This window comes from Nostoc flagelliforme FACHB-838 (genome assembly GCF_014698065.1).
In the GTDB taxonomy this organism is placed as follows: domain Bacteria; phylum Cyanobacteriota; class Cyanobacteriia; order Cyanobacteriales; family Nostocaceae; genus Nostoc; species Nostoc flagelliforme_B.
The window spans coordinates 1-3,803 of the sequence record NZ_JACJSI010000496.1; the positions used below are offsets into that span (position 1 = coordinate 1).

The following is a 3,803-nucleotide window of genomic DNA, read 5'->3' on the forward strand; positions in this document are numbered from 1 at the left end:
TTATCGGCATTGCTGGCTGCAAGGCAGAGTATGAATCCTCTGGCCATCCGTGAAGCTGACCGAGTTGAAAGTATGCGTAACATTGCGGGTTTACATGGCCTTCCATCTAGCCCAATTGATTCTTCTATATATAGTCTCGGCAATGTTGATATTTTTGGTGAAACATGAAAACTTTAAAAATTAATTCCGAAAAGGATTTATACGTTACTGCCTTCAACTTACTGAACATACTAGGCCCTGTCGCTGGAGTATCAATTATCATTGGTACTGTGGCAATTGGTTACGTCCAAACTCGTCCCCAGGATTTACCAGTTACGCACATTCTCACTCTTGGCAAGCGCACATTTAACTTAGAAGCCGCTTCTACGCCAGAGCAATTAGAGAAAGGGCTGAAATTTCGAGCATCCTTAAACGGCTCGCGCGGAATGTTATTCAACCTGGGAGGAGAAATTTACAACGTGCCTTTCTGGATGTACAAGGTAAATTTTCCATTAGACATCTTTTATCTTAAGGACAATGTGGTGACAACTGCGGTTTACAATGCCCAACCGTGTTACAAAACCCCTTGCCCCATCTACAAGGGGAAAGTTGCCAATCAAGTGCTAGAGTTAGCAACAGGCGCTGCCAATATCAAGGTTGGCGATCGGCTTAACATCCAACCGCTATTATCAGCCAAAGAATGATATCGATTGCGATCAGGCTATGATGGCAATTTGCCAAAAACGTGTGTATTGCATTAAACAGGCTTTAACACACAAAACCAAGCAAAAGTCAATCTCCACATTTCTACCTTACTGAGCTAATTACAAGAATATTTATACTAATAAATAATTGCAGGGATTATATGTCAAGCAAAAAGGTTGCTAACAATATAATTGATTTTTAAATACTTAGAGAATGAATGTTAGCAATATTATACTAGTACTTTTGTGCTATTTTTTTTTAGTACTAAAGTGTCTCCATCTTGAAGCTGACTTATTTAAGAATGTGCGTATTCCTCATCCAATCGTTCAGGAGAACGAGATGCGTACTGACTACGAATATCTAGAAAGTTTTTCGGCTTCGGCAACGGCAACCCTCTCACCTTCTCCAAAGAATGACAGGGCGACAAAAAGCACACTTACACTCATGGGTGTGACTGGTGTGTTGATGATAGCAGAGATGTCCGTCCACAATATATTGATGGAGCTGCACCTAGTTATGGTTTCAGTATTAACGATTTTATCAATTCATTAGTTTCGGATCTTCAAAGTGAAGTTGGTGAAATTCAAACCTGGGCATCTGATGAGATTAACAGTGCTTGGGCTGACATTAAAGAAAACGCGTCGGCGGCAATTGAAAGTTCTATCGGACAATTGGGTGCGCCTGACCCAATTGCTTCGGCTGATCAATTGAAGGATTCACTTAAGGATGATTATTCTTATCCTGTTGCTCAAGAAAAAGCACAGAAGCTTTCGCGTGACCTAGCTTTGGCTTCTGTCGCTAGCGTGATCAGCGAAAAAGGACAGCAGCAAACTCAAGAAAAAATTGATACTACTGCACAAATTGCTCAAAAAGCCAGTGATATCGCCTCCCAAGCTCAAAATATGGACGCTTCTCAGAACATCCTCAAAGCGATCGCTGCTCAGAACGGCTTAATTGTGTCGATCTTAGCAGAACAACGTACTGATTCGCTGTTAGCCCGACAGGACAATGCTTACTCTAACCTGATGCTGACGCAAGTGGCAGATCATCTTGACTCCCAACGGAAAAAGGAGAACTCCCAAGATGATGGCAGATTGTCTCTACTACATGAAGTCATACTTAATGCACGGCTAGATCCTACTTCTGCTGACTGATGTAGCGTTCAAATATCTTTCAAAATTACTGTTCCAAATTACTGTATTGAGCAAGGATTCAAACCATGTTTTTACTAGCGCAATTAGATGGTGGCGATTTAGCTGATTTAGCAAAAGAAAATGCAGCTTCAATAGCACAAGGATTTGATGAGCTTTGGAACGAAACTATTACAGGTGGTGTTTATTCAGCAATTTGTACAGTCGGAGCTTTATTCGCTATAGCAACACTAACTTTCTTTGTCGTTGAATGGACAAAAAAAATGATGGCGGGGGAAGAACAAAGAGCTTATACTGATTTTATTTGGCCGTTAATAGTTGTCTATCTCCTAAGTAATAGTGGAGATGCTTTAGGAAAATCAACTTTGGGGATTAGAAACTATATAAATAATGTAAATAATATAGTTCTTAGTAAGGCTGCTGCGGGAATTGACCTCAAGCAAGCGTATGAAAGTGCATTGGGAACTGAAGCAGCACGTAGCGCTATTGGCCTTGCTGTAAATAAATGTAGAAATTCATCTTTAAGTCAACAAGAAGAAATCAACTGTTTGAATCAAGCTAAAGAAGATTTAACCAAAAAATATCCAGATAAGTTTAACAAAAACAATGGAGCTTTTTCTTGGTTTGTAGATGCAGTTGATGGCGCTATCGATGCTTTTAATGATGTGAAAGATGGTAAAGCAAATGGAATTGATTTAGTTTTATCTCCCATTAATGCTTTTGTTGGGTCTGCTGTTACTGACATAGTTACGATAATTTTAGTCGGGATGAATGGGGCTTACCAATGGGGAATTGAACTGACTATGCTCGTAACAGCACTGCTGGGGCCTATAGCTGTTGGTGGTTCTCTGCTACCTTATGGAGCTAAATCAATCTACAGTTGGTTAGTCGGATATTTCAGTATAGGTTTTGGCAAGCTCTGCTTCAATATCATTGTTGGTTTCGCCGGGCAATTAGTCGCTGATTCTAAATCTTATCAGCCAATGTTCTTCCTATTTACAATTGGTATAATTGCGCCATTCTTAGCTACAGGTTTAGCGGCTGGTGGTGGCGTTTCTGTTTTACTTCAAATTAATAAAGCTACTGAAACTTATAGTGGGATTGCTATTGAGGTTGCTAAAGGTGTTGCTACTAAAGGTGGTAGTTTAGTCGGAAAATTAGCTAAATAACACGTAAGAATTCAGCACGGGCTAAACGCCCCGCTATCCATGTACAGGATTCAGAAACCAGAATTTAAAAGCAATGAGCGGATAACTCTTCTATTGATTGAAAAGAATTCAATTTTCTTCTCCAACATTCTGACTCCTGAATCCTGACCAGAGCTTTCGGAGTCTCCGGCTCCGCTCCTGAATCCTTACAATAACACCTATGCTAAATCATCAAAATAAACCTCAACCAAAAGAACCATTACAATTACTTAGTTACAACAAATATGTAACAACAAGAATTGGAATAATTTCTCTCGCTGGTTTTTCAATGGCTGCGCTTTCTCGGTTATTACAATTTTTAAAATATGGAGCAATTAGTGCTTTAAATAAAAAACAATTGGCATTAGTACAACTTTCATCAGGAGAGACAATCGCTGCTAGAGCAGTAGACCCAAAAGAACGGTCTGATGAGGTAATTAAAAAATTTGTATCTGATACATTTATTACTACGTTTAATTGGGATGGATTAGTAAAAGCATTTAATGAGAAAGGAGAACCTATTACTAAACAAGATACTGGGGTAGAAGTAGGTAGACTTAATAACAAATCTAATAGTAGGGTTACAACTAGAGCCTATGATGCTGCATTTGCTTTAAGTGAAAATGAAGGATTTCGCCCCGCCTTTCTCAAGAAATTAGCATCAATCACTCAGGGCAAACGCATCTAAATATAGTACACGTATACTAAGAAGCCAAGAAAGGTAGCGATCGCTTTGGAGATGGAGGTTGAGCAATGAGGCTTTGATGATAAAGTCATTCTA

5 protein-coding genes and 1 pseudogene are annotated in these 3,803 nt (G+C 39.4%); all 6 read left to right on the plus strand.

Features of this window, described 5'->3' with window-relative positions:
• Positions 1–168: pseudogene (locus H6G97_RS56505) on the plus strand (AAA family ATPase); the annotation flags it as partial.
• Positions 165–683 (plus strand): DUF192 domain-containing protein, encoded by a 519-nt coding sequence (locus H6G97_RS47315; RefSeq protein ID WP_242056113.1) that lies wholly within the window; start codon positions 165–167, stop codon positions 681–683. The pseudogene H6G97_RS56505 and the gene H6G97_RS47315, both read left to right, overlap by 4 nt.
• A gap of 340 nt (positions 684–1,023) precedes the next feature.
• On the plus strand, positions 1,024–1,236 hold the full coding sequence (locus H6G97_RS47320) for a hypothetical protein (RefSeq protein ID WP_190947281.1): 213 nt from the start codon (positions 1,024–1,026) through the stop codon (positions 1,234–1,236).
• A gap of 119 nt (positions 1,237–1,355) precedes the next feature.
• Positions 1,356–1,838 carry a hypothetical protein gene (locus tag H6G97_RS47325; protein ID WP_242056114.1) on the plus strand — a complete coding sequence of 161 codons (483 nt, stop codon included), beginning with the start codon at positions 1,356–1,358 and terminating at the stop codon, positions 1,836–1,838.
• Between the two features lie 65 nt (positions 1,839–1,903).
• Positions 1,904–3,004 (plus strand): hypothetical protein, encoded by a 1,101-nt coding sequence (locus tag H6G97_RS47330; protein ID WP_190947282.1) that lies wholly within the window; start codon positions 1,904–1,906, stop codon positions 3,002–3,004.
• 199 nt (positions 3,005–3,203) lie between these two features.
• Entirely contained in the window at positions 3,204–3,710 is a 507-nt protein-coding gene (locus tag H6G97_RS47335; RefSeq protein WP_242056115.1) for a hypothetical protein, read from the plus strand.
• The last annotated feature ends 93 nt before the right edge of the window (positions 3,711–3,803 follow it).